22 protein-coding genes and 1 pseudogene are annotated in these 25,908 nt (G+C 65.0%); 12 read left to right on the top strand and 11 right to left on the bottom strand.

Annotation, left to right across the window (positions count from 1 at the left end):
• Window positions 1–148 precede the first annotated feature (148 nt).
• On the top strand, window positions 149–1,705 hold the full coding sequence (norR, locus tag IGS60_RS01975; RefSeq protein ID WP_121670464.1) for a nitric oxide reductase transcriptional regulator NorR: 1,557 nt from the start codon (window positions 149–151) through the stop codon (window positions 1,703–1,705).
• A gap of 14 nt (window positions 1,706–1,719) precedes the next feature.
• Here the strand turns inward: norR and IGS60_RS01970 are convergent, their stop codons facing one another.
• Window positions 1,720–2,061, bottom strand: coding sequence for a cytochrome c (locus tag IGS60_RS01970; RefSeq protein WP_230502677.1), 342 nt, complete (start codon window positions 2,059–2,061; stop codon window positions 1,720–1,722).
• 14 nt (window positions 2,062–2,075) lie between these two features.
• Window positions 2,076–2,405: a cytochrome c gene (locus IGS60_RS01965; protein ID WP_046684254.1), complete on the bottom strand. Its 330-nt coding sequence runs from the start codon at window positions 2,403–2,405 to the stop codon at window positions 2,076–2,078.
• A gap of 233 nt (window positions 2,406–2,638) precedes the next feature.
• On the opposite strand from IGS60_RS01965, the gene IGS60_RS01960 reads away from it, so the two are divergent.
• The 8 genes and pseudogenes from IGS60_RS01960 to IGS60_RS01925 all read left to right on the top strand — a co-directional run bounded on the left by IGS60_RS01960 (window position 2,639) and on the right by IGS60_RS01925 (window position 12,073).
• Window positions 2,639–3,508 (top strand): MoxR family ATPase, encoded by an 870-nt coding sequence (locus IGS60_RS01960; protein WP_034746522.1) that lies wholly within the window; start codon window positions 2,639–2,641, stop codon window positions 3,506–3,508.
• A 30-nt stretch (window positions 3,509–3,538) separates the two neighbouring features.
• Window positions 3,539–4,156 (top strand): GNAT family N-acetyltransferase, encoded by a 618-nt coding sequence (locus IGS60_RS01955; protein ID WP_230502675.1) that lies wholly within the window; start codon window positions 3,539–3,541, stop codon window positions 4,154–4,156.
• Entirely contained in the window at window positions 4,150–5,319 is a 1,170-nt protein-coding gene (locus IGS60_RS01950) for a VWA domain-containing protein (protein ID WP_070288614.1), read from the top strand. Before IGS60_RS01955 ends, IGS60_RS01950 begins: the two co-directional genes overlap by 7 nt.
• Before the next feature lie 313 nt (window positions 5,320–5,632).
• Window positions 5,633–6,820: a cation:proton antiporter gene (locus IGS60_RS01945; RefSeq protein WP_070218615.1), complete on the top strand. Its 1,188-nt coding sequence runs from the start codon at window positions 5,633–5,635 to the stop codon at window positions 6,818–6,820.
• Window positions 6,821–7,951: a YbdK family carboxylate-amine ligase gene (locus IGS60_RS01940; protein ID WP_034780287.1), complete on the top strand. Its 1,131-nt coding sequence runs from the start codon at window positions 6,821–6,823 to the stop codon at window positions 7,949–7,951.
• Window positions 7,952–8,189: 238 nt separating this feature from the next.
• A pseudogene (locus tag IGS60_RS01935) lies at window positions 8,190–8,672 on the top strand (sigma-70 family RNA polymerase sigma factor); the annotation flags it as partial.
• Between the two features lie 81 nt (window positions 8,673–8,753).
• Window positions 8,754–9,506 (top strand): FecR domain-containing protein, encoded by a 753-nt coding sequence (locus IGS60_RS01930; protein ID WP_230502673.1) that lies wholly within the window; start codon window positions 8,754–8,756, stop codon window positions 9,504–9,506.
• Window positions 9,507–9,601: 95 nt separating this feature from the next.
• Window positions 9,602–12,073, top strand: a complete 2,472-nt coding sequence (locus IGS60_RS01925) for a TonB-dependent receptor (protein WP_230502071.1) — start codon at window positions 9,602–9,604, stop codon at window positions 12,071–12,073.
• Here the strand turns inward: IGS60_RS01925 and IGS60_RS01920 are convergent.
• Together IGS60_RS01920 and IGS60_RS01915 are read right to left on the bottom strand one after the other, a co-directional pair.
• Entirely contained in the window at window positions 12,070–13,167 is a 1,098-nt protein-coding gene (locus IGS60_RS01920; protein WP_230502069.1) for an alginate lyase family protein, read from the bottom strand. The two genes, IGS60_RS01925 and IGS60_RS01920, sit on opposite strands and share 4 nt — an antisense overlap.
• Window positions 13,164–14,165, bottom strand: coding sequence for a gamma-glutamyl-gamma-aminobutyrate hydrolase family protein (locus IGS60_RS01915; protein WP_230502067.1), 1,002 nt, complete (start codon window positions 14,163–14,165; stop codon window positions 13,164–13,166). The genes IGS60_RS01920 and IGS60_RS01915 overlap by 4 nt, the downstream gene beginning before the upstream one ends.
• A 236-nt stretch (window positions 14,166–14,401) precedes the next feature.
• Here IGS60_RS01915 and IGS60_RS01910 point away from each other — a divergent pair, with 236 nt between their 5' ends.
• The 3 genes from IGS60_RS01910 to IGS60_RS01900 are packed head-to-tail and all read left to right on the top strand — an operon-like array spanning window position 14,402 to window position 16,246.
• A complete protein-coding gene (locus IGS60_RS01910; protein ID WP_230502065.1) occupies window positions 14,402–14,683 on the top strand; it encodes a hypothetical protein in 282 nt (93 codons plus the stop codon).
• Window positions 14,680–15,717, top strand: a complete 1,038-nt coding sequence (dapA, locus tag IGS60_RS01905; protein ID WP_230502062.1) for a 4-hydroxy-tetrahydrodipicolinate synthase — start codon at window positions 14,680–14,682, stop codon at window positions 15,715–15,717. Before IGS60_RS01910 ends, dapA begins: the two co-directional genes overlap by 4 nt.
• A complete protein-coding gene (locus tag IGS60_RS01900) occupies window positions 15,695–16,246 on the top strand; it encodes a ParA family protein (RefSeq protein WP_230502060.1) in 552 nt (183 codons plus the stop codon). Before dapA ends, IGS60_RS01900 begins: the two co-directional genes overlap by 23 nt.
• 95 nt (window positions 16,247–16,341) lie before the next feature.
• Here IGS60_RS01900 and IGS60_RS01895 read toward each other — a convergent pair whose 3' ends face one another.
• The 7 genes from IGS60_RS01895 to kdpF form a co-directional block, all read right to left on the bottom strand.
• Complete coding sequence (locus IGS60_RS01895) at window positions 16,342–17,091, bottom strand: TorF family putative porin (RefSeq protein WP_230502059.1); 750 nt, start codon at window positions 17,089–17,091, stop codon at window positions 16,342–16,344.
• Window positions 17,092–17,236: 145 nt separating this feature from the next.
• The gene (gene kdpE / locus IGS60_RS01890; RefSeq protein ID WP_034746496.1) at window positions 17,237–17,935 is read right to left on the bottom strand and encodes a two-component system response regulator KdpE; all 699 of its coding nucleotides are present in this window, start codon (window positions 17,933–17,935) and stop codon (window positions 17,237–17,239) included.
• Window positions 17,932–20,673 carry a DUF4118 domain-containing protein gene (locus tag IGS60_RS01885; protein WP_230502056.1) on the bottom strand — a complete coding sequence of 914 codons (2,742 nt, stop codon included), beginning with the start codon at window positions 20,671–20,673 and terminating at the stop codon, window positions 17,932–17,934. The genes kdpE and IGS60_RS01885 overlap by 4 nt, the downstream gene beginning before the upstream one ends.
• A 250-nt stretch (window positions 20,674–20,923) precedes the next feature.
• Entirely contained in the window at window positions 20,924–21,499 is a 576-nt protein-coding gene (kdpC, locus tag IGS60_RS01880) for a potassium-transporting ATPase subunit KdpC (RefSeq protein ID WP_230502054.1), read from the bottom strand.
• A gap of 10 nt (window positions 21,500–21,509) precedes the next feature.
• The gene (gene kdpB / locus IGS60_RS01875; protein WP_070224295.1) at window positions 21,510–23,594 is read right to left on the bottom strand and encodes a potassium-transporting ATPase subunit KdpB; all 2,085 of its coding nucleotides are present in this window, start codon (window positions 23,592–23,594) and stop codon (window positions 21,510–21,512) included.
• Between the two features lie 9 nt (window positions 23,595–23,603).
• Window positions 23,604–25,409 (bottom strand): potassium-transporting ATPase subunit KdpA, encoded by a 1,806-nt coding sequence (gene kdpA, locus IGS60_RS01870; protein ID WP_070311586.1) that lies wholly within the window; start codon window positions 25,407–25,409, stop codon window positions 23,604–23,606.
• Window positions 25,409–25,498: a K(+)-transporting ATPase subunit F gene (gene kdpF / locus IGS60_RS01865; protein ID WP_034746483.1), complete on the bottom strand. Its 90-nt coding sequence runs from the start codon at window positions 25,496–25,498 to the stop codon at window positions 25,409–25,411. The genes kdpA and kdpF overlap by 1 nt, the downstream gene beginning before the upstream one ends.
• Window positions 25,499–25,908: the final 410 nt, after the last annotated feature.

Below are 25,908 nucleotides of genomic sequence, written 5' to 3'. Positions count from 1 at the left end.
GGCTTTCCTTGGTCTTGTATGCCGGTTCGGCACCCTTACCTAGGCAAACGGTGTGCCAGGAAAAACTTGTTTTAAATCAACGATTTGAAAAATGCAGGGTCGATATGACCCTTTTCAAGCGTGGTCCGTTGTACCCTGCATGGTACTTATGACCACCACCGCCATCCACCTGCTGCTGCTCACCGACCTGGTCGCCGACCTGCCCGTGGCCGTGCGCCTGCAGCGCCTCGTGGGCAGCCTGCGCGCGCACTTCGGCTGCGAGGCCGTGGCCTTGCTCAAGCTCGACGGCGAGCACCTGCGCCCCGTGGCGATGGCCGGCCTGGCCAGCGACGCGCTGGGACGCCGCTTCGCCGTCGCCGACCATCCGCGCCTGGCCGCCATCCTGCAGCGGCGCGGCGTGCTGTGCTTCCATCACGACAGCTCCCTGCCCGATCCCTACGATGGCCTGATCGCCGAGCGGGCCGGCGAACCGCTGCCCGTGCACGACTGCATGGGCATGGCGCTGGACCTGGAAGGCGAACGCTGGGGCGTGATCACGCTCGACGCGCTGCGGGTGGGCACCTTCGATACGCAGGCGCAGCGCGACCTGGGCGAGCTGGCCTGCGCCATCGAGGCGGCCGTGCGCGTGACGCGCCTGGAGACGGAAATCCGCGCCCTGCGCCTGTCGGGCGGCGCCATGCTGGCCGATGCCCAGGCGCCGCGCGAGGAACACGATTTCGTCGGCCAGAGCAGCGCCATCACGCACTTGCTGCACGAATTGCAGGTGGTCGCCGATTCCGAACTGCCCGTGCTGCTGCTGGGCGAGACGGGCGTGGGCAAGGAATTGTGCGCGCACCGCCTGCACCGCCTGTCGCGCCGCGCGGGCAAACCGCTGATCCACGTCAATTGCGCAGCCTTGCCGGAATCGCTGGCCGAGAGCGAGTTGTTCGGCCATGTGCGCGGTGCGTTTTCCGGCGCCGTCAGCGACCGGCCCGGCCGTTTCGAGGCGGCCGAAGGGGGCACCCTGTTTCTCGATGAAGTGGGGGAATTGCCGCTGTCGATACAGGCCAAGCTGCTGCGCACCTTGCAAAATGGCGAAATCCAGCGCCTGGGCGCGGACCGGCCGCGCCGGGTCAACGTGCGCGTGATCGCCGCCACCAACCGCAGCCTGCGCGAACATGTGCGCGACGGCTCGTTCCGCGCCGATCTGTACCACCGTTTATCCGTCTATCCCGTGCCGATTCCGCCGCTGCGCGAGCGGGGCAACGACGTGCTGCTGCTGGCGGGCGGCTTCCTGGAACTGAACCGCGCGCGCCTGGGCTTGCGCAGCCTGCGCCTGTCGGCCGCGGCGGAAAACGCTCTGTGCCACTACCGCTGGCCCGGCAACGTGCGCGAACTGGAACATGTGATCAGCCGGGCCGCGCTGAAAGCCGTGATCCGCGGCGCGGACCGCAAAGAGATAGTAACGCTGGAAACGGATATGCTCGACCTCGATGCGCTGGAAGCGCCGGCCGGCACGGACGCGCTGCCGCTGGCGCCAGCCGCGTGCGGCACGCCGGCGGCGCCGCTGCTATCGATGCATCAGATCGTCGAAGCGAGCCAGCGCCAGGCCATCCGGCAAGCGCTGGTGCTGCATCAGGATAACTGGGCCGCTGCGGCGCGGCAGTTGGGACTCGACGCCAGCAATCTGCATAAACTTGCTCGCCGGGTGGGGCTGAAAGCCTGAGCCGGCGTTACCGCTCAGCGATGAGTGACCAGGCTGCTCGGCAAGCTGTGCAGGTAGGCGGCCAGGTCCTTGATGTCCTGGTTGCTCAACGGTTTCACCTGGCCCGTCATGATGGCGTTGTTGCGGCCGTTGGCCTTGTCGCCCCGTTTATACGCCGTCAACGCGTGTTCCAGGTAATCCCTGTGCTGACCAGCCAGCTTCGGGTAGGACGGGTCGATGGGCGAACCGTAATCCTTGCCGTGGCAGGTGGCGCAGCTGTATTTTTCGGCCAGGGCCTTGCCCGTGTTGACATTGCCGGCGGCGCTGACGGAAAACGAAACGGTGGCGCAAACGAGGGCGGCGAGTAGTGTTTTCATCATCTGGCTGATCCTCAGTTCGGCTTGGCTTGTTGCGCATAGTACGCGGCGACATCGGCGATATCCTGGTCCGACAGGCTGCTGGCGATGCCCTTCATGCTGGGGTGCTTGCGGTCGCCCTTCTTGTAGGCTTGCAGCGCATTCTCGATATATTTTGCCGGCTGGCCGCCGATCATCGGCACCTGGAACACTTCGGGGAAGGTTGCCTTGTAACCGGGGATGCCGTGGCAGCCGATACACATTTCCACCTTGGCAGGGGCTGCCTTGGCGTTTCCTACAATGTCAGCCGCTGTGACGGCATTTGCTATGCCGGCAAGCACGAGAAGTGCAAATATTTTTTTCATAGTGGCAATGTGAACAAAGGTAATCGGAGAAACGCCAGTGCTGGTTTTTATTGATTTTATGTGTTGACAATTAAGGTTGACAATTAATCTGCTGCTTGCCGATTCTAGCCAAGATATTCTTGCAAGTCCACCTATAAAACCCGCATTGTCGGCAGGCAGGCACAGGCCGTCCGCGTGGCAGCGCGCCACAGTTCTGTTTATACTCACCATTTCCCTACTTTGGCAGACCGCTCATGCAAGCACAGCACACCCAGCAAGGCCAACGCTTCGAAGGTTCCGACAGCTATGTCGCCACCGCCGACCTGAAACTGGCCGTGAATGCGGCGCTGACCCTGCAACGCCCGCTGCTGATCAAGGGCGAACCGGGCACGGGCAAGACCATGCTGGCCGAGGAAGTAGCCGCCGCGCTGAACATGCCGCTGATGCAATGGCATATCAAATCGACCACCAAGGCGCAGCAGGGCCTGTACGAATACGACGCCGTGTCGCGCCTGCGCGATTCGCAGCTGGGCGACGAGCGCGTGCGCGACATCCAGAACTATATCGTCAAGGGCGTGCTGTGGCAGGCATTCACGGCGCCCGAACCGGTGGTGCTGCTGATCGATGAAATCGACAAGGCCGACATCGAATTCCCGAACGACTTGCTGCGCGAGCTGGACCGCATGGAATTCTATGTGTATGAGACGCGCGAAATGGTCACGGCGCGCCACCGTCCGCTCGTCATCATCACCTCGAACAACGAGAAGGAATTGCCGGATGCCTTCCTGCGCCGCTGCTTCTTCCACTACATCAAATTCCCGGACAAGGACACGATGGAGCAGATCGTCGCCGTCCACTACCCGCACCTGAAACAGGAATTGCTGGCGCAGGCGCTGCAAACCTTCTATGAAGTGCGCGACGTGCCGGGCCTGAAGAAAAAGCCGTCGACGTCGGAATTCCTCGACTGGCTCAAGCTCCTGCTGGCCGAGGACATCCCAGCCGAAGCGCTGCGCAGCAAGGACAACAAGGCCGTCGTGCCGCCGCTGCACGGCGCGCTGCTGAAAAACGAGCAGGACGTGCACCTGTTCGAGCGCCTGATGTTCATGTCGCGCACCAACCGCTAAGGAGCGCCGGTGAACGATATCAGCCCCGACATGGTCTTCGTCCCCCTGGAACTGCACGGCATCCGCCTCGAGGCACTGGCGCCGCACCACGCGCCCGGCCTGCGCGCGGCGGCCATGGATGGGGAACTGTGGAATCTGCGCGTCACCTCCGTGCCCGAGCCGGACCAGGTGGACCAGTACATTTTCAAGGGCATCGAGATGCGCCCCACGCGCTTCGCCTTTGCCGTCATCGACGCGGCCAGCGGCGAGGTGCTCGGCACCACCAGCTACCACGACGTGGTGCCGGCCATCGGACGCCTGGAAATCGGCTATACCTGGTACGCGAAGCGCTGCCAGCGCAGCCATGTCAACACCACCTGCAAATTGCTGCTGCTGGCGCACGCCTTCGATAACCTCGGCTGCGCGCTGGTGGGCCTGCGCACCGACAATTTCAACCACGCCTCGCAGGCGGCCATCGAGCGCCTGGGCGCGAAAAAGGATGGCGTGCTGCGCCACCATGCGCTGCGCCGCGACGGCACCGTGCGCGACACCGTCATGTACAGCATCACGCGCGGCGAGTGGCCGGAAATTGCCGCCCACCTGCGCCACAAGCTGGCGCAGCGCCCCATTGCCGCACTGCCCCGCGCGGGAGAGCAGGCGCCATGCTGATCGATTTCTTCTTCACGCTCAAGGATGCGAAGATTCCCGTCTCGATCAAGGAATTTCTGACCCTTCTTGAAGCGCTGCAAAAGAACGTCATCGACGCCTCGATGGACGATTTCTACTATCTGGCGCGCCTGACGCTGGTCAAGGATGAAGCCCATTTCGACAAGTTCGACCGCGCCTTTGGCCAGTACTTCAAGGGCGTCAGCGCGGCTTTCGACACGAACGCGGCGATTCCCCTCGACTGGCTGCTCAAACGCATGCAGCGCGAGCTTTCCGAGGAGCAGAAGGCGCAGCTGGAAAAATTCGGCTACGACAAGCTGATGGACCGCCTGAACGAGCTGCTGAAGGAACAGAAGGAGCGCCACGAGGGCGGCAGCAAGTGGATCGGCACGGGCGGCACCTCGCCGTTCGGCAATGGCGGCACGAATCCGGAAGGCATCCGCATCGGCGGCAAGGGCGGCAACCGCACGGCCGTGAAGGTGTGGGAAGCGCGCAGCTACAAGGATTACGACGGCGAGCGCGAACTGGGCACGCGCAACATCAAGGTAGCCTTGCGCCGCCTGCGCAAATTCGCGCGCGAAGGCGCGGAAGACGAACTGGCGCTCGACGCCACCATCGCCGCCACGGCCAACAACGCGGGTTACCTCGACATCAGGATGCGGCCCGAGCGCAAGAACCGCATCAAGGTGCTGATGCTGCTCGACGTGGGCGGCAGCATGGACGACCATATCGAGCGCACCGAAGAACTGTTTTCGGCGGCGAAGACGGAATTCAAGAACATGGAATTCTTTTACTTCCATAACTGCGTCTACGACTATCTGTGGAAGAACAACCGGCGCCGCAATGCCGAGCGTTTTCCCACCTGGGACGTGCTGCGCAAATACCCGCCCGATACCAAGCTGATTTTCGTCGGCGACGCCACCATGAGCCCCTATGAAATCCTGCAGCCGGGCGGCAGCGTGGAATACAACAACGAGGAAGCGGGATCGACGTGGCTGGCGCGCTTTACCCAGGCGTTCCCGAAATTCATCTGGCTCAACCCCGAAGCGGAAGGATTGTGGCAGTACCGCCAGTCGATCGGCGTGATGCGGCAGTTGATGAACAACCGCATGTTCCCCCTGTCGATCGATGGGCTGGAACGGGGCATGCGTCTGCTCAGTAAATAAAAGCACGCAACAAAAAGTCCATGGCGGCATGAGCCCGCCATGCCGTACACTGCGACACGGCACTACCGTGCGGAGCATCTCCGCCGCGGGCGGGTAGCATACGCCGATACCAGCCCTGCCCCACCCTGCTGCATCCCGTGCGCGGCCGCCATGGTCGCGACACTGTTCGATTGCGCACATCGTGCGCGCCCTCTGCTCCGGTAGAATCGGCGCATCGCTCTGCGCAAACTATGCACCACCGCTGCACCAAGACCTTGCCGCGCCAGCCCCCGTGCTGCCGGCCGGTGCCAGCGCCAATTTCAAAGGAATGAGCATGCAAAGTCTGATCTCGATCGCCGCCGACCTGTCCTGGCCGTTCGCCATTACCCTGGCCTGGGTGGTGGGCGAATTCGGCCACCGCTGGACTGGCCTGCCGCGCATCAGTTTTTACGGCGTGATCGGTTTCGTCCTCGCGCAGACGCAGGTAGGCATCCTGCCGCAGACGGACGCCGGCCCCATGCTGGTGCTGGCCGACGTGGCTTTCGGCCTGATCCTGTTCGAGGTCGGCTACCGCATCAACCTGCGCTGGCTGAAGAACAATCCGTGGATCGCCGTCACGGGCCTGGTGGAATCCCTGCTGACCTTTGCCGTCGTCTACTTCATCGGCATCGAATTCGGCAGCACCTCGATGACGGCGCTGCTGCTCGCATCACTGGCCATGTCCACCTCGCCGGCCACCATCATGCGCGTCATCAACGAGGAACGCAGCTCGGGCCAGGTCACGGAACGCATCGTCCACCTCACCGCCCTGAACTGCGTGCTGGCCGTCTTCACGTTCAACATCATCGTCGGCTTCTGGATGTTCCAGAGTTCCACCGACCTGATCGAGGCGAGCAGCAGCAGCGCCGCCGTGCTGGCCGCCTCCGTGGCCGCCGGCACCGTCTTCGGCATCGTCGTGCCGGCCATGCTGCGCCGCTTGGGCAACATGGCGCAGGACGCCACCGTGGCGTTCGCCCTGTCGGTGATGCTGCTCGTCGCCCTGACCTACACCACCAGCCTGTCGCCGCTGCTGGCCACCCTCACCTTCGGCCTGGTGGCGCGCCACCGCAGGGTCGCCTTCAGCCAGGCGCAGCGCAATTTCGGCGCCATGGGCGAGCTGCTGACGGTGCTGCTGTTCGTGTATGCCGCCTCCACCCTGGAATGGGCCAGCGTGACGGCCGGCGCAGGACTGGCCCTGGCCGTCGTCGGCGGACGATTGCTGACGAAGGTCGCCGGCGTGGCCGCGTTTTCGCATGTGAGCGGCATTTCCTGGCGCAAGGGCGTGCTGACGGGCGTGGCCCTGACGCCCGTCTCCGTCTTCATCATCCTGCTGCTCGAGCACGCGCGCCAGCACGGCGTGAACTTCGGCGACGAATTGAACGCCCTGGCCGCCATCACCCTGGGCCTGGAACTGATCGGCCCCGTGCTGGTGCAGCGCGTGCTGATGCTGGCCAAAGAAACCCACGAAATCAAGGAGCGCTAAATGCCGCTGGAACCTTTTGGCCAATCGGCCGCGCTGACCTTCGGCGTCGAACTCGAACTGCAACTGGTGAACCTGTCGGACTATGACTTGACGGCCGCCAGCCCAGACCTGCTGCATCTGCTGAACAAGAAACCGTTTCCCGGCAACGTCACGCCGGAAATCACCGAGAGCATGATCGAGATCAACTCGAGCGTGCACACGCATCACGGCCCCCTGCTGGAGCAGCTGCAGGAAATCCGCGACACCTTGATCACGGCCGGCGACAAGCTCAATATCGGCATCGCGGGCGGCGGCACGCACCCGTTCCAGCAATGGTCGTCGCAAAAGATCTTTTCCAAGCCCCGCTTCCAGGAGATTTCGGAACTGTACGGCTACCTGGCCAAGCAGTTCACCATCTTCGGCCAACACGTGCACATCGGCTGCGCCTCGGGCGACGACGCCATGTTCCTGCTGCATTCGCTGAACCGCTACATCCCCCACTTCATCGCCCTGTCGGCTTCCTCGCCCTATGTGCAGGGCCGCGACACCCTGTTCGATTCGGCCCGTTTGAACTCCGTGTTCGCATTCCCCATGAGCGGACGCGCGCCGTTTACGCTGAGCTGGGATCAGTTCTCCAACGAGTATTTCGCCAAGATGGAGAACACGGGCATCATCAAGAGCATGAAGGATTTTTACTGGGATATCCGTCCCAAGCCGGAATTCGGCACCATCGAACTGCGCGTGTGCGACACGCCGCTGACGGTGGAGCGGGCCGCCGCGCTGGCCGCCTACCTGCAGGCGCTGTGCCGCTACCTGCTCGAACGCCGCGAAACCCCGCCCGTGGAAGACGATTACCTCGTATATAACTACAACCGCTTCCAGGCCTGCCGCTTCGGCCTCGATGGCGCCATCACGCATCCGAAAACCTACGAAACGATGTCGCTGCGCGAAGACATCATGACCACCCTGCGCAAGATGGAACCGCACGCCGAGGCGCTGGGCAGCACGCCGGCCCTGAAACACCTGTCGGACGTGGCCAAGCAGTGGAGCGACGCGCAATACCTGCGCAAGCAGCACAGCCTGCAGGGCAGCGCCGAGGGCATGGTCGATTCGGCGATCCGCTGCTTCCGTGGCGAGCCCATGAACTACTGACGTTGCTGCCTGGTAACGTAGGTCGGATTAGCGGCGTAGCCGCGTAATCCGACAACATCGTTAGCGCCGGTGGTGGCGTCGGATTACGCGCTTGCGCGCCTCGGCGGCCCCTCTAATCCGACCTACCGTTCGTCAACCAAAAAACCACAGCGCGCCTGCCCGTCATTTACAGCCGCCGTCCTCGCTTGCTACAATGAGAATGATTCTTATTATTGTTTAAAAACGCAAGGGGAATGCGATGCCGCTGGCAAAGCCGCTACAACGCCAGGACATCGCGACACTGTATGCCGACCACCACGGCTGGCTGCAGGGCTGGCTGCGCAAAAAACTGGGCAGCACGGCGTGCGCGGCCGATGTGGCGCACGATACTTTCATGCGCCTGCTCGACCGCGAAGACGCCGTCGCCGCGCGCGAGCCGCGCGCCTTTCTCGCCACCGTCGCCCAGCGCGTGCTGTTCAACCATTACCGCCGCCAGAAACTGGAACAGGCGTACCTCGACGTGCTGGCCCAGCTGCCGCCCCTGCATGCACCCTCGCCCGAGGAACGCGCGCTGCTGCTGGCCACCGTGTTTGAGCTGGACCGCATGCTCGACGGCCTGCCGCCTCCCGTCAAACGGGCTTTTTTACTGCGCCAGCTCGACGAACTGCCGCAGGAAGACATCGCGCGCCAGCTCGGCATCTCGCTGGCGACAGTAAAACGCCATCTGCAGCGGGCCGGCAGCGCCACGCAGGCGTGGCAGCAGCTGCAAATACAGCACGAGCACCTGCCGCCCGCGGCGCACGCGAGCCTGCTGCGCGCCTGCGTGCAGGCGAACGCGCCGCGCCGCCACGCCGTCAAGACGCTGGCCCTGCTGCTGGCTTGCGGCGCCTCGCTGTATGGATTCGAACGCCGTGGCCCGTGGCGCAGCTGGACGGCCGATTACCGCACGGCCGTCAACCTGCGCCGCGTCGTGACCCTGGCCGACGGCACGCGGCTCACCCTCAATACCAATAGCGCCGTGAATATCGCTTACGACGGCGCGCAGCGCCGCATCGACCTGCTGGCCGGCGAAATCTTCATCGCCACCGGCAAGGATGCGGCGCAGCGGCCGTTCTTCGTCGGCACGCCGCACGGCAGGCTGCAGGCGCTGGGCACGCGTTTCACCGTGCGCCTGCACGATGGCTATGCCAGCGCCGGCGTGCTCGAAGGGGCCGTCGCCGTGCTGGCCGGTGACGGCAGCCAGCGCCTGCTGCTGCGCCCCGGCGAAGGCGCCCATTTCGACAGTGACGGTTATCACCGCCAGGCGCTGGCGCCATACGGCGGCGCCTGGCTCGATGGCATGCTGGTGGCGCGCGACATGCGCCTGGCCGATTTCCTCGCCGAGCTGTCGCGCTACAGCGAGCAGCCGCTGGACTGCACGCCCGCCGTCGCCGGTTTGCGCGTGTCCGGCTCCTACCCGCTGGCCGACGTCGATGCCATCGTCGACGCCGTCAGCGCCAGCCTGCAATTGCGGCGCAATACCGTCACGCGCTTCTGGGGCCATCAGGTGGTGCGCATCGAACTGGCGGCCCGCTGAAAAATATTTTCTGCAAAGTGAGCTGTTTTACCGTGCTCGCGTGACCTGGAAGATAGGCAGTCTCCATCTTGCGCATCCACGAAAGGCTTTATTCCATGCACCACGCTTCGCGTTCCCTCCTTACCCGTACCGTTCTGGCCTGCGCCCTGGCGCAGATCGGCATGGCCCTGGCCCTGCCGACGCCAGCCCAGGCGCAAAGCCGGCAAGTACGCGCCTACAGCATTCCGGCCGGCGCGCTGGGCGACGTGCTGACGCGCTTCGGCAGCGACAGCGCCATTTTGTTGTCGTTCTCCAGCGACGCCACGCAAGGCTTGCGCAGCGCCGGCCTGCAAGGCAGCTATGGCGTACAAGACGGTTTCCGCGTGCTGCTGGCCGGCAGCGGCCTGCAAGCCGTGCCGCAGGCAAATGGCGGCTACCTGCTGCAAAAGATCCCCGCCGGCGCGACTACTCCCACGGCGGACAGCCGCGGCATGGCCGTCATGAGCGGCGTCACCGTGGTGGCGTCGGCCGAGCGCAGCGCCGCCACCAGCGGCACGGGCAGCTACACGGGCGGCCCCGCCAGCGGCGCCACGGGCCTGGCCCTGACGCAGCGCGAAACGCCGCAGTCGCTGACCATCGTCACGCGCCAGCAGATGGATGACCAAAACAGCAACGCCGTCTCCGACGTCATGAAGAACGTCAATGGCGTGAGCGTGCAAAACTATGACAGCGACCGCTGGAGCTTCCAGGCGCGCGGCTTTGCCGTCACCAATTTCCAGTACGACGGCGTCTCGGCCATCTATGACGGCGTCTACGACTGGGGCACGACCAACAGCGACATGGCCATCTACGACCGCATCGAAGTGCTGAAGGGCGCGACTGGCCTGATGAGCGGCTCGGGCGACCCGTCGGCCACCGTCAACATGGTGCGCAAGCGTCCCACTGCCAGCTTCGAGGGCGCGGCGACCCTGGGCGCGGGATCGTGGGACAATTACCGGGGCGAGGCCGATGTCTCCGGTCCCCTGAACGACAGCCGCACGGTGCGCGGCCGCCTGGTCGGCGCCTATCAGGACAAGCACTCCTACCTGGACCGCTACACGCAGCAAAAATCCGTCGCCTACGGCATCGTCGAGGCGGACCTGACACCCGTGACGCTGCTGACGGCCGGCTTTACGCACCAGGATTACAAGCCGCGCGGCTCGACCTGGACGGGCTTCCCCGTGCTGCTGGCCGACGGCTCGCGCACGGATTTCCCCACCGCGTGGAACCCGGCCACCGGCTGGAGCCGCCGCGACATGCAGAACACCACGCTGTTCTCGTCGCTCGAACACACGTTCGCCAACGCGTGGAAACTGACACTGAGCGCCAACCAGCTGCGCAGCAAGCATGACAGCGTGCTCGGTTCGGCCAGCGGCGGCAATCCCGACCCCGTCACGGGCGAAGGCGCCTATTTCTTCATGGGCAAATACAAGGGTGACCGCCGCCAGACCACCGTCAACGTCGACGCCAGCGGGCCGTTTACCGCCTTCGGCCGCCGCCATGAAGCGATGCTCGGCTATTCCACCTCGACGGCAAAGCAGGATGGCCCCGTCTACGAATCGGTCTACCCACCCGTCGCAGGCAGCTATTTCGACTGGCGCGGCCAGTATGCGGAACCCGCATTTAGCCGTCTGGGCAACGACAACGACAGCACGCGCCAGAGCGGCCTGTATGGTGCCGTGCGCCTGCATCCGGCCGACGCGCTGTCCGTCATCGTCGGCGCGCGCGTGAGCAACTACAGGCAGGAGCAGGACCGCAGCTTCTTCGACCCCAAGACCGCACGCATCACCTCGCGCATCGACGAAAGCAACGTCATCACCCCGTATGCGGGCGTCGTGTATGACCTCGACAAGACGTATTCCCTCTTCGGCAGCTATACCAGCATCTTCGCTCCGCAAAGCAACCGCGATGTGAACCGCAACTTCCTCGCCCCCGTGCGCGGCAAAGGTATCGAGGCGGGCGTGAAAGCCGAATACCTCGATGGCAAGGTCAATGCCAGCGCGTCCCTGTTCCATATCCGCCAGAGCAATGTGGCCAGCTCCGTGGGTGAAGTCAACGGCGAGGAAGCGTATCGAGCCATCGACGGCGTCACCAGCCGCGGCGTGGAAATGGAAGTGACGGGCGAAGTGATGCAGGATGTGAAGCTGAGCGCCGGCTATACCTACACCCACGTGCGCGACGCGGATGGCAAGGATGTCTTTTCCACCATGCTGCAAACCACGCAGCCTGCCCATTTGGTGCGCGTGCAAGGATCGTGGCGCCTGCCGGCCAGCCTGGACAAGCTGACCGTCGGTGGCGGCATCAACTGGCAAAGCAGCTACTACGGCAATATCTGGAATCCCGCCATCGAGGACTATTCACGCATCAAGCAGGGCGGCTACGCGCTGGTCAACCTGATGGCGCGCTACGAGATCAGCAAGAACGTCACGGCCAGCCTGAACGTGAACAACCTGCTGGACAAGAAGTACTTTACGGGCTTGGGCCTGTTCCAGACGGGCTTTTACGGCGAACCGCGCAACGTGATGTTCACCGTGCGCACGAAGTTTTAACCAACAAGTTTTAACTCACTGCCGTACAGCGCCAGCGCCCAGGCTGGCGGGCGCAATTCCAGCGCCAGGGACAGGTAAGCGGGATCGAAGCGCGCCGCCAGCAGATACACATTGGCGGCGCCCTTGGTCTCCCAATTCCCCGTAAAGCCCTTTTCGCCGGCGGCCACGCGCTTGCGGTCGAAGGGCACGGCGCTTTTCGCGAACTCCTCGTGCGTCTTTTTGCCCTGCGCGTACGGCGCCAGCCAGGCCAGCGCCTCGGCCAGGCGCCGCGCTTCCGGCGCGCCATACCAGTCGTCGCCATGCGCCTGCGCCATCAGGGCCGTCGTCAGCAGCGGCTCCAGGCTGTAGGTGGTGTAATGCAGGGCGTCGCGCTGCTCGAAGTCGAAGGGCACGCCGCCGGCGCCGATATTGCGCGGCACATGCGCCAGGAAGCGTTCCTTCGCCCGCGCGACCAGCAAGGCGTCGCCCGTGACATACGCGGCGGCCGTGCCGATCTTGATGCGGTGGCTGTGCCAGTTGTTGCGCGCCGTGGACGGGCCTCCCACCTTGATCGGATCGCTCAGATACCCGTGCGCCAGGGTGCGGCAAAACGCCTGCACCTGCTCGCGCTCGACGCCGTTCAAGCGCTCCTGCACCAGGTCAAATCCCATCAGCAGGCTGGCCAGTTCCGTCTCGTCGACAGGGCTGAACGAGGGCTGATAGCTGCCGCTCCAGGCCAGCAGCAGCTGGCGCGCCGCCTCGAAATGCGGCATCTCGCCCGACAGCCGCCAGGCCAGCGCCTGCAAGCGCGCCTGGCGCCAGTCTTCCTGCGCCTGCTGGCTGGTCTCGCGCCCGCCCTCTCCCTTCAGCAAGCCGCCCGTGCGCACCTGCGCCATCAGGTGCACGGGCCGCGCAGCGTCCTTGCGCGCCGCCTTGACCACCTGTTCGGCGATGGCCGGCGCCACCCGCGCCTTGAGCGTGCGTGCGCGCGCGGCGGACGTCAGCGCAAACGGCGGCGCGCCTTCATGCGGGCGCGGCGCCGCGCGCAAGCCCGCCAGGGGCAGCGCCAGCAGGCCGGCCAGCACGGCGCGCCGGCGGATCAGATGCGTACTCAAAACCGCGTCTCCCGCGCCGCGCGCAAAAAGTTATCGAGGATGGGCGTGCAATCGAGCAGCTCGACGCCGCCCGCCGAATGGAATTCCGGGTGCCACTGCAAGCCCATGACGAAGCGGGCACGCTGGTAGCGGATGGCCTCGACGATGTTGTCCCCTTGCGAATAGGCTTCCACGGTGACGTCGCGCCCCAGATCCTTGACCGACTGGTGGTGGATGGAATTGACGAGTGCCTCGCCCGCCTTCGGAAACATGCCCGCCAGGGACGAGCCTTTCGGGAAGACGATGGTGTGGCGGTGGCGGTCATACAGGTCGTTGACGTGGGAGGCCGCACCTTCCACGTCCGAGGCGATGTCCTGGTACAGGGTGCCGCCAAAGCCCACGTTGATCAGTTGGCAGCCGCGGCAAATGCCCAGCACGGGTTTGCCCGCATCGACGAATTCGTGCAGCAGTTCCAGCTCGTACAGGTCGCGCGCGCGGTCGCCGTTCCATTCGGGCCGCGTGGCCGCCTCGGAATACGTCTGCGGCGAGACGTCGGCGCCGCCTTGCAGCACCAGGCCGTCCAGGTGGCGCGCATAGTGGCGCAGGGTGATATTGCTCGGGTGTAGCTGGCCGCTGGTATTGACCGTCGGGATCATGAACACCAGCACGTCGCGCGACATGACCCACTGGGCAATCGACTCTTCCAGGTATTGCAGGTTCTTGCTGCGCAATCCAGTGGCGCCCGGCTCGGGGTGGAAAATGCGCGCCGAGATGCCGATGCGCAGGGTGCGCCGCATGAAATCGCGGCTGGCCTTGTCGCGCATGGAACGGTAGCGCGACGAGATCACCCGCCAGGCCAGCGCCAGCGGCGTGTCGTTATCCTTCAAATAGCGGGGGGCGGCGTCGCGCGCACGGTGCTCATCATCGGGCGCCCGGCGGCCTACCCGGTCGGGCCGGGACGGCGCTGGCGCTGCGGGATCGGTGGATGGGGGCTGCTGGGGATCTTTTTCGTCTGACATGGCAAGGCTGACTGAAAGCGGAGACGTTTTCAATATAAACCTCCTCCCCCGAAAGCACGATTCAATTTTGTAACAAAAGCCCACGCGCGGGGCCTCTGCGCAACACACTCACGCCGCCTGCATACAGCCCGTTTACGCCGGGGGCCCCGCTTTTTAGAGAATCTTTACGCCCCCGCTGCTAATCTTGAACGTACCTCAACCACCGCTGCAAAGCCACCATGGAACCCCATTCACGCATGCCATCGCATCAAGCGCTGCCCCACCGCACCCCCCGCCTGCCCACCTTCCTCATGCATATCACGGTCGACAAAGCCTGCCTGGCCGAGCTGCGCCGGCTGGTCGTCAGGACCTGCGGCGGCATGCTGTCGTTCATGCGCGTCGAGGCGGTCGATCATGCCGAGCGCATGAAAGTCTGGCTGTGCGTCACGGAACCGGCCCTGCGCCTGACCATGGATGCCGTCATGCGCCTGCTGCCGGCGGCGGAATTTGGCCGCATCAGCCAGGGGAAATCGCTATGAACCAGTACTCCTGCGAGCAGGCGATGTCGTCATCGCGCATCACCGCGCACTTCCAGGGCATCTGGGTGCCGATGGTCACGCCATTTTGCGACGGCGATGGCGACATCGACTTCGACGCGGCACAGCAGCTCGCGTGCGAACTGGCCGCCAGCGGCATCGATGGCCTGGTGGTGTGCGGCACCACGGGCGAAGCGGCCATGCTGAGCGCCGCGGAACAGGGCATGCTGCTCGACAGCGTGCTCGAAGCCGTCGGCCCCCGCTTCCCCGTCGTGATGGGGATAGGCGGCAGCGATACGCGCAGCGTCGTCTCCGCCGTGCAGCGCTACAACGACCATCCGCTGGCCGGCTTGCTGGTCTCGGCGCCAGCGTATGTGCGCCCTTCGCAGGACGGCATCGTGCGCCACTTCCAGGCCATCGCCGCCGCCACCGACCAGTCCATCGTGCTGTACAACGTGCCGGCCCGCACGGGCGTCAATATCGAACCGCAAACGGCGGCACTGCTGGCGCGCGACTCGCACTTCGTCGCCATCAAGGAAGCGGGCGGCAAGCTGCAGCAGCTGGGCGAACTGCTGCTCGACACGCGTCTGGATGTGCTGTGCGGCGACGATGCGCTGCTGCTGGCCAGCCTGTCCATGGGCGGCCACGGCGCCATGTCGGCCGCCGCCCAGGTGCGTCCCGACCTGTATGCGCAGCTGTACCACCTCGTCAGGCAGGGCCACCACGGCGCCGCGGGCGCCCTGTTCAAGACCATGCTGCCCGTCATCCGCCTGCTGTTTGCCGAACCGAATCCCGCTCCCGTCAAGGCAGCTCTGGCCATGCAGGGCAAGGTAGGCGACGCATTGCGCCTGCCGATGACGCCCATGTCGGCCGCCGGCCAGGCCGCCCTGGCAGAAGCACTCGAACCCCTGCTGGAACTGCCCGTATGGACCTGCAGCGACAGGGAGGCGCCGCGCGAAGGCTGTCTGCTGCAGCTGGTTTCCCCTGCCAACATCATGCCAGCCGTGCGCCAAGATGATCATCGCTATCACGGATGACCGCGGAGGGATGGAGAAATCCATCCTGGCCGGACGGCTGGCCGCCTCGCGCGCGCTGGCCGGCCGCAAGGTGCTGCTGCTCGATGCCGATCCGCGCCAGGGCGCCATGGCGCAGGCCAGGAACCTGCACGACGGTGCCATGCACGGCAGCCTGACGCGGCCGCGCCTGATGGCGCGCGCCATCAGCGCCAAGGGCTTGCAGCCGGAGCTCGAGCACCTGGTGCACTGCTACCACGACATCGTCATCGACAGCGAAGGCCGCGACTCCATGGGCAGCCGCTCGGCCCTGATCGCCGCGCGCGTGCTGGTGGTGCCGCTAGCCGGCGTCGTCGACGCCGGCGCGCAGGCGGGCCTGGCGCGCCGCATCGCGCACGCGCGCAGCGTCAATCCTGACCTGCGCGTGCTGCTGGCAACGGACACGCAGGCGGCGCCCGCCCATGCCCTGGCCGCGCAGATTCCAGCCGCCCGCGTGGTCGGTCTGGGGCAGCTGTACTGCGCCGTTTTCGACAACCATCACCGCGCAGCATAGCTCTCGACAGCTGGGGTCAGACCCGACGGGTCTGACCCCGTGGCGCAAAAAAAGGCGGCGCATGCGCCGCCTCTCCTTTCAGTCAACTCAGTCCATTAAAACGTCTTGCTGAGCGTCAGCTGCAGCGCCGTCTTGCCCATGAATTTGCCATTCACGGGCGAGGCATAGGCCGACTTGTCCGCGTTCGTGCCGATCACGGCCAGCGCGCCCGAAACAAAGCCGAAGTCGCGCGTGACGCCCACTTTCCAGTCCGTGTAGCTCGATGCATCATTGTTTTTCACTTTCTGGTGGCCCGCATGCAGGTTGCCGGTCCAGCCGTTCGTCAGGTCGATCGTCGCGCCGATATCGAGGTAGCCGCTGTTCTTGCTGTTGACGATGCCGAACAGGTTCGAGACGGCGTGCGAATATTTGATATAGGCGGGGCCGTAAGACAGCTGGCCATAGACTTCCTGCGTATCCGCGTCGGCCAGGCCGGCGATGTGCTTCAAGCCGTTGTCCGCATACACATAAGCGAGCACGCCCACGTCATAGCCAACATCGCCGCCCAACTGGCCGCGCTTGCCCGCATACAGATCGACTTCCACGTCGCCGCTGCCGCCCGCATCCTTGGTCCACTTGATGGTGGAAGCCCAGGCGCCTGCATACAGGCCCGTCGGGTTATTGACGTAATCGACGCCGCCCTGCAGCGCGGGCTTCAGGCGCGTCTGCGAGATGCCCCGGTAACGGTAGTCCGACACGCCGGCCACGTTGAAACTGACTTCATTGTCGGGCTTGGCCTCTTCCGCGTGGGCCAGGCTGCCCGTCAAGGAGGTGGCGACGGCAAGTGCAAGTAGCATTTTATTCATGGTTTTTTCTTCTTCATGGGTGGTATGGGCCTTTGCCAACATGGCGCAGCTGGCCCGCCGCTGCAAAAATTCGCTGCAAAAATTTAAAGTAAAGCGTCCCCCCGGCGCGCGCGGCGCCTGTTTTCCAACAGGGGAATATCAGGTGTTAGAGCGGCAGGAGCAAGCGGTAACCGACGGCCGTTTCCGTCAGCAGGTACTGCGGCTGGGCCGGATCGGCTTCCAGCTTCTGGCGCAGATGGCCCATGTAGATGCGCAGGTAATGGCCATTCTCGCTGTTCGACGGCCCCCACACTTCGCGCAGCAGCTGCGGATTGGTGACCACCCTGCCCGCGTTCTTCACGAGCACCGACAGCAGGCGGAACTCCGTCGGCGTCATGTGCACCAGCTGCTTGTTGCGGGTGACCAGCCGGTCCTTCAGGTCGACGCGCACGTCGCCGAACTGCACCACGCCATCATCGCTGGCGGCGGGCTGGCGCTGGCGGCGCAGGGTGGCGCGCACGCGGGCCAGCAGCTCGCCCACGCCGAACGGCTTGGTCAGATAGTCGTCGGCGCCGGCATCGAGCGCGCGGATCTTGTCCTGCTCGTCGACACGCGCCGACAGCACGATGATGGGCACGGCCGACCATTTGCGGATGTCGGCGATGAAATCGATGCCGTCGCCGTCGGGCAGCCCCAGGTCCAGCACGATCAGGTCGGGCCGGCGCGTGCCGGCATCAATCAAGCCCCGCTGCATGGTGGCGGACTCGAAAATCTGCCAGCCCTCGTCTTCCAGCGCGGCGCGCACGAAGCGGCGGATTTGCGGTTCATCCTCGACCAGCAAGGCGGTGGCGGAAGGTTCGTTCATGTTGGTTTTCCTGTTTCATGGTCGTTGGCGTCATCGAGCTCGATCTCCGGCGGCGCCGGCGGCGTGCCCAGCGGCAGGCTGAAGACGATGGCGGCGCCCTGCCCCGGCGTGTGGGGCTGCGCGTGGATGGTGCCGCCGTGGGCTTCGACGATGGCGCGGCAAATGGCCAGCCCCAGCCCGACGCCCGGCTTGTTCGATTCGCGCTCGCCGCGCGTGAATTTTTCAAAGATGGCTTCTTCGCGGCCGGGCGGCAGGCCCGGGCCATCGTCAAGCACCGTCACCTGCAGGAACTGGCCGTGCACGCCGGCGGCGACCGTGATGGTGCTGCCCGGCGGCGTGTACTTGGCCGCGTTTTCCAGCAGGTTGCACAGCACGCGCTCGATCAGCACGGCGTCGTAGCGCACCAGCGGCAGGTCCGGCGCCAGCTGCGTCTGCACGGCGTGCTGCTGCAATTGCGGACCGCTGGCGCGCAGCGCGCTGCCCACCACCTCTTCCAGCGCCTGCCATTGCAAATTCAGGCGCACCTGGCCGCTCTCGATGCGCGCCATGTCCAGCAAGTTCGCCACCAGGGCGCTCATGCGCACGGTTTCGGACTGCAGCGAGCGCGCCATGTCCAGCTGCGCAGGCGACAGCGCAGGCCGGGACAGCGCCAGCGATTCGGCCAGGCCCACCAGCGACGTCAAGGGCGTGCGCAAGTCGTGCGACAGGGCCGCCAGCAGCGAATTGCGCAGCCGCTCCGATTCCATCTGCAGCAGCGCGCCCTGCGCCACGTCGATGTAGTGCACGCGTTCGAGGGCGATGGCCGCCAGCGCGGCAAAAGTATCGAGGTGCTGGCGCTGTTCCGGCACCAGCAGCCAGCGACCGCGCTGCGCGCCATCGAGCGGCAGCAGCGCCAGCACGCCCCGCGTGCGCATCGGCGCGATCAGCGGCAGGTAGAAAATGGGCGAAGCCGGCAAGGTATCGGTGCCCGTCCCCGCCGCCTGCGCATGGTCGAAGGCCCACTGCGCGATGCCGATATCGAGCGGTTCGCCGCCGTTCGCGGCCTGCAAGTTGCCCTCGTCATCGGGCAGCAGCAAGGTGGCGCGCGCGCGGAACGCCCGTTCGATGGCGCTTTTCGTGATGTCGAAAATCTGCTCCGTCTGCAGCACGCCGGACAATTCGCGCGAGAATTCGTATAAGGCTCGGGCGCGCGCTTCGCGGTGCGAGGCCACGCGCGCCTGGAAGCGCAGACCGGCCGTCAGGTGGCCCGTGATCAGGCCCACGGCCAGCATCACGCCAAACGTGATCACATACTGGAAATCGCCCACGGCAAACGAGAAACGGGGCGGCACGAAGATGAAATCGAAGCAGGCCACGCCCACCAGGCTGGCCAATGCCGCCGGCCCGCGCCCCAGGCGCACGGCCAGCAGCACCACCGTCAGCAGGGACAGCATGGCGATGTTGGCCAGGTCCAGGTAGGGCTGCAGCGGCACCGAGGCGAGGGCCGTGCCCAGGCTGGCGCCGGCGGCCAGGATGTAACGCCAGTGACGCGCGGGCCGGCGCGGCGCGTCCGCGTCGTCGCCCGCCGCGCGCCGGGGCGCCGCATCGGCCGGCGGCAAGCCCACCTCGATCAAATCGATATCGGGCGCCAGGCTGGCCATGCGGGCGGCCGGCGGCGCCTGCCACAGGCGCGCCAGCGCACGGCCGCGGCCACGGCCCACGATGACTTTCGAGATATTCGCGCCGCGCGCATACTCGACCACGGCGCCGGCGATGTCGGCGGACGGCACAATGGCCGTGCGCGCGCCCAGGTCCTGCGCCAGTTTCAGGGTTTTCAGGATGCGTTCGCGCTGGCCCGCCGGCAAGCGCTGCAAGCGCGGCGTTTCCACGTACAGCGCGTGCCATTCCGCGTTCAGCTGGCTGGCCAGGCGCGCCGTGCTGCGGATCACGTGTTCGCCCCCCGCGTGCGGTCCCACGCAGGCCAGCAGCGCGGCGCCCGTCTTCCATACGGGGTTGATCGATTTTTCGACGCGGTAGGCCTGCACGTCATCCTGGATCCGGTCCGCCGTGCGGCGCAAGGCCAGTTCGCGCAGGGCGATCAGGTTACCTTTGCGGAAAAAATGCTGCGATGCGCGTTCGGCCTGCTGCGGCTGATACACCTTGCCCTGCTTCAGGCGGCGCAGCAGTTCATCGGCGGGGATATCGACCAGCACCACTTCATCGGCGCGGTCGAACACCGTGTCGGGCAGGGTCTCGGCCACGCGCACGCCCGTGATCCCGCCCACCACGTCGTTCAGGCTTTCCAGGTGCTGCACGTTCACGGTCGACAGCACGTCGATGCCGGCCGCCAGCAATTCCTCGACATCCTGCCAGCGCTTCGGATGACGCGATCCGGCCACGTTCGAGTGGGCCAGTTCATCCATCAGTATCAGCGGCGGCGCGCGGCGCAGGGCCTCGTCCAGGTCGAACTCGTACAGGATCTTGCCCCGATACTCGATGGCTTTGAGCGGAAGCACGGGCAAGCCGTCCAGCTGGGCCGCCGTATCCTGGCGCCCATGCGTCTCCACCACGCCCACCAGCAAGTCCTGGCCGTCGGCCAGCAATTTGCGGGCGGCCGCCAGCATCGCGTAAGTCTTGCCGACGCCGGCCGAGGCGCCGAAATAGATGCGCAGCCGGCCGCGCGCGGCTTTCTGTTCCTGCGCCTGCACTTGCGCCAGCAGGGCATCAGGGTCGGGGCGTTGGCTGTCGTTGGGGAGCATGTTGTATTTTAATCTTCTTGGGCATTGTAGGTCGGATTAGCGCGTCCGAAGGGCGCGCGTAATCCGACAACATCGTTGGCCTGGCTGGGGCTATGGGTGATGTCGGCTTACGCTGCGCTAAGCCGACCTACGCCGACCTGCGCCTTATTTTGCCATGGCGTCAAGTAGGTCGGATTAGCGCGCAAGCGCGTCATCCGACGACATCATTGGCCAAGCCGTGCACGATACCGACCTGCACGCCTTTGCCAGCTTACTTTGCCATGGCATCCAACGCCAGATTCAGTTCCAGCACATTTACGCGCGGTTCGCCGAAAAAGCCGATATATGCGGTTTTCTGCACCTTGGCGATGGCGTTTTCCACCTGCGCCAGCGGCACGGCGCGCACGCGGGCCACGCGGGGCGCCTGGTACAAGGCGCCCGCCAGGCTGATTTCCGGGTCCAGGCCGCTGCTCGACGCCGTCACCAGGTCGACGGGGATCGGCTTGCGGTTGCCGGGATCGGCTGCCTGCAGGGCGGCGATGCGCGCCTTGACGGCGTCCACCAGGGCCGGATTGGTCGGCCCCTGGTTCGAGCCGCCCGAACCGGCGCCGTTATTGGCCATCGGCGCGGTGGCCGACGGCCGGCCCCAGAAATACTTGGACGAGGTAAAGGACTGGCCGATCAGCATCGAGCCGACGGGCTTGCCCCCACGCTCGACGATGCTGCCGTTGACTTCATCGTTGAAGGCCAGCTGGCCGATACCGGCCGTGGCAAACGGATAGACGACGCCGCAGATCACGGTCAGCGCGGCAAACAGGACCAGGGCGGGACGGACGATAGTGCTCATGATGGTTCCTTTAGACTAAATTGAGGGCGGACAGCAGCATGTCGATCAGCTTGATCCCGATGAAGGGCAAAATAATCCCGCCCAGGCCGTAGATCAGCAGGTTGCGGCGCAACAGGCTGGCCGCGCCGATGGCCCGGTACTGCACGCCTTTCAGCGCCAGCGGAATGAGCACGACGATGATCAGGGCATTGAAGATCACGGCCGACATGATGGCCGAGGCGGGGCTGGCCAAATGCATGATGTCGAGCGCCTTCAATTGCGGATAGGTGCCCACGAAGGCGGCCGGGATGATGGCGAAGTACTTGGCGATGTCGTTCGAGATCGAGAACGTCGTCAGCGAACCGCGCGTCATCAGCATCTGCTTGCCGATTTCAACGATTTCCAGCAGCTTGGTCGGGTTCGAATCGAGGTCGACCATGTTGCCCGCCTCCTTCGCCGCCTGCGTGCCCGAGTTCATGGCCACGGCCACGTCGGCCTGGGCCAGCGCGGGCGCGTCGTTGGTGCCGTCGCCCGTCATCGCCACCAGGCGGCCTTCGGACTGGTAGCTGCGAATCAGTTTGAGCTTGTCTTCCGGCGTCGCTTCGGCGAGGAAATCGTCCACGCCCGCTTCGGCGGCAATCGCGGCCGCCGTCAGCTTGTTGTCGCCCGTGATCATGACGGTCTTGATGCCCATGCGGCGCAATTCCGCGAAGCGCTCCTTGATGCCGCCCTTGACGATATCCTTCAGTTCCACGGCGCCCATGACGCGGCCGTCGTCGACCACCACCAGCGGCGTGCTGCCGCGGCGCGCGATGTCGTCGACGGCGCGTCCCACCTCGGCCGGATACGGCTGGCCCAGCGCTTCCACATACTTTTTCATGGAATCGGCCGCGCCCTTGCGCAACTGGCGCACCTGCTGTTCGCCCGGGATATCCACGCCGCTCATGCGCGTCTGCGCCGTGAACGGGACGAATGTGGCGTGCAGGCTGGCCATCTCGCGTTCGCGGATATTGAACTTCTGCTTGGCCAGCACGACGATGCTGCGCCCTTCCGGCGTTTCATCGGCCAGCGAGGCCAGCTGCGCCGCATCGGCCAGCTGCTGTTCCGTCACGCCGGGCGCCGGCACGAAGCTCGACGCCTGGCGGTTGCCGAGGGTGATGGTGCCCGTCTTATCGAGCAGCAGCACGTCCACGTCGCCGGCCGCTTCCACGGCGCGGCCCGAGGTGGCGATCACATTGGCCTGCATCATGCGGCTCATGCCGGCCACGCCGATGGCCGACAGCAGGCCGCCGATGGTGGTCGGAATCAGGCACACGAGCAGCGCGATCAGCACGGTGATCGTCACCGGCGTGCCGCTGCCGGCCGCCGCCACGGAAAACAGCGAGTACGGCAGCAGGGTCACGGTGACGATCAGGAACACGATCGACAGGGCGACGAGTAAAATCGTCAGGGCGATCTCGTTCGGCGTCTTCTGGCGCTTGGCGCCTTCGACCATGGCGATCATGCGGTCGATGAAGGCTTCGCCCGGGTTGACGGAAACGCGCACCAGCAGCCAGTCCGACAGCACGCGGGTGCCGCCCGTCACGGCGGAAAAGTCGCCGCCCGATTCGCGGATGACGGGCGCCGATTCGCCCGTGATGGCGCTTTCGTCGACGGAGGCCACGCCGGCCGTCACTTCGCCGTCGGCGGGAATCACGTCGCCCGCCTCGACCAGCACCGTCATGCCCTTGCGCAGGTCGGTCGCCGGCGTGGGCAGCCAGGAAGTGCCGTACTTCGGCGTCTGCATTTTCTTCGCCATCACCGTCTGCTTGAGGGCGCGCAGCGAAGCCGCCTGGGCCTTGCTGCGGCCTTCGGCCAGCGCTTCGGCAAAGTTCGCGAACAGCACGGTAAACCACAGCCACACGGCGACGGCGACGATGAAGCCGAACGGCGCTTCACCCTGGCCACCGCTGATCCCGGCCTGGGTCGCCAGCAAGGTCGTGATGATGCTGCCGACATAGACGACGAACATCACGGGGCTGCGCCATTGCGTGCGGGGGTCGAGTTTTTTGAACGCATCGACGATGGCGGGGCCAATCAGTGCGGAATCGAACAAAGTCAGGCTTGTGCGTGACATGGTAGCCTCTTATTTGATGAAAAGTTGCAGGTGTTCGACGATCGGGCCCAGGGCCAGCGCGGGAACGTAATTCAATACACCAACCAGCACGACGACGCCGATCAGCAGGCCGATGAACATGGGGCCGTGCGTGGGCATGGTGCCGGCGTTGGCCGACAGGCGCTGCTTGGCCGCCAGCGAACCGGCCACCGCCAGCACGGGCACGATCACGCCGAAGCGGCCGAACCACATGGCGATCGCCAGCATCACGTTGTAGAACGGCGTGTTGGCGGACAGGCCGGCAAACGCGCTGCCGTTGTTGTTGGCCGCCGACGTGAAGGCGTACAGGATCTCGGAGAAACCGTGGGCGCCCGGATTGGCCACGCCGATCTTGCCCGGTTCGACCATCACGGCGATCGCCGTGCCCGTCAATACGAGGGCTGGCGTAATCAGGATGGCCAGCGACACCATCTTCATTTCATACGCCTGGATTTTCTTGCCCAGGTATTCAGGCGTGCGGCCTATCATCAGGCCGGCGATGAAGACGGCCAGGATGGCGAACATCAGCATGCCGTACAGGCCCGTGCCCACGCCGCCGAAGATCACTTCGCCGAACTGCATCAGCAGCAGCGGCACCATGCCGCCCAGGGGCATGTAGGAGTCGTGCATGGAATTGACGGCGCCGCACGACGCGGCCGTCGTCACCGCCGCGAACAGGGTCGAGGAGCTGATGCCGAAGCGCGTTTCCTTGCCTTCCATATTGCCGCCCGATTGCAGGCTGCTGGCCTGCTGATCCACGCCCAGCGCCTGCAGCGCCGGATTGGCCTGCTGCTCGGCGCTCATCACGCCGGCCGTCATGACGACAAAGATCAGGGTCATCGCGGCCAGCACGGCCCAGCCCTGGCGCATGTCGCCCACCATGCGGCCGAACGTGAAGCACAGGCCGGCGGGAATGATAAAGATGGCCAGCATCTGCAGGAAGTTCGACAGCACAGTGGGGTTTTCGTACGGGTGCGAGGAATTGGCATTGAAGAAGCCGCCGCCATTCGTGCCCAGCAGCTTGATCGATTCCTGCGACGCGACGGGGCCCATGGCGATCGTCTGCGTGGCCGCCACTTGCGCTTCCATCACGGGTTTGCCGGCGGCGTCCAGCACGGGCTGGCCGTCGGCCGTCGTTTTCGGCGTCTCATACGCCACGTGGTCGAGCAGGGTCACTTCCTTGTAGGCGGAAAAATTCTGGATCATGCCTTCGCCCATGAAGACGACGGACAGGGCCAGGGACAGCGGCAGCAGGATGTACAGGGTCGAGCGCACCAGGTCGACCCAGAAATTGCCGATCGATTTGCCCGAGCGCGAGGCGAAGCCGCGCACCAGCGCGAAGATCACGGCGATGCCGGTGGCCGCCGAAAAGAAATTCTGGCAGGCCATGCCCAGCATCTGCGTCAGATAGCTCATGGTCTGTTCGCCGCCGTAGCCCTGCCAGTTGGTGTTGGCGACGAAGCTGACGGTGGTATTGAACGAGGAATCGGGGCTGACGGCGCCCAGGCCCTGGGGATTGAGGGGCAGGAAGCCCTGCAGGCGCTGCAGGCCGTAGACGAAGACGGCGCCCACCGTGTTAAACACGATCAGGGCGATGGCATAGCTTTTCCAGCCCATGGCCTTGTCGGCGGGCAGGCCGGACCAGCGGTACAGCAGGTTTTCCAGTTTTTGCAGCCAGCCCAGGCCGCGCACGGGGCCATCGCCGGCCACCCTGGCCATGTACAGGCCCAGCGGATAGCCGGCGGCCAGCAGCACGGCCAGGAAGGCCACCAACAACAATATCGATTGCGTCGTCATCACAGTTCCTCCGCCTTCAGCAGCGCCACCAGCAAATACACGAGCAGGCCGGCTGAGACGACGGCGCCCAGCACATAAAACGCGTTCATTTGACGCTCCCTAATTTGTCGCAGGCGACGGCAAAGCCGGCCGCCACGACGAAAAACACGGCAATCAAGCCGAGATATACGAGATCCATTCCCACCCTCATTCAGGTTTGTTTTGATAGTGAGCAGATTAGCCAAAAGGGTCTAAAAAATTCGTAAAGACTGGGAAGGCAGCTGTAAACAAGATGTAAAAAAGGCGGCTTTACCGCATAAAATCCATCACAATGGGCGCAAAACCACGCGCGCGGCGCACTGTTGTTGCCTTGGAGTAGCGCTATTGCTCGCCGGACAAGATAGAATGCGCGAGCGTCCGCACAAGGACGCCAAGCCTGCCGCACTGCCCTCCCCCAGTGACGCTGGACGGGATATACTGTATATTCATACAGTTATCGCCGCCGCTGTCATTGCGTCCC

The organism is Janthinobacterium sp. FW305-128, assembly GCF_020858135.1.
Classification (GTDB): domain Bacteria; phylum Pseudomonadota; class Gammaproteobacteria; order Burkholderiales; family Burkholderiaceae_D; genus Janthinobacterium.
This window is presented reverse-complemented; position numbering and strand designations above follow the sequence as displayed.